Below are 275 nucleotides of genomic sequence, written 5' to 3' on the forward strand. Positions count from 1 at the left end.
GTCGTGGTCGCCGGCGCGTTCGAGTTGCCGGCGCGCGGCGTCGAGCAGGGTGACGGCATCCGGAAGCCCGTCGGGGTTCTCTTCCGCGGAGAGGAGTTCACGGGACTGGGCGGCGGCGAGCCGGAGCTCCTCGAGGTTGCCGAGCCGTTCGGCGCGGGCGGCGAGGTCGTCGTCTTCGGCCGCCTGCGGGGCGATCGCCTCGATCTCGTCGATGGCGGCGCGGCCGCGATCGAGATCGGCAGAAGGCTCGCCCGGCTTGCCGAAACCGCCCAGGT

At 73.5% G+C, this 275-nt stretch carries 1 pseudogene; it reads right to left on the reverse strand.

The window, feature by feature from the left end:
- Window positions 1-275 (reverse strand): annotated as a pseudogene (locus QN345_RS20170) (hypothetical protein); the annotation flags it as partial.

The sequence above is a fragment of the Cryobacterium sp. 10I1 genome (assembly GCF_035019805.1).
Lineage (GTDB): Bacteria > Actinomycetota > Actinomycetes > Actinomycetales > Microbacteriaceae > Cryobacterium > Cryobacterium glucosi.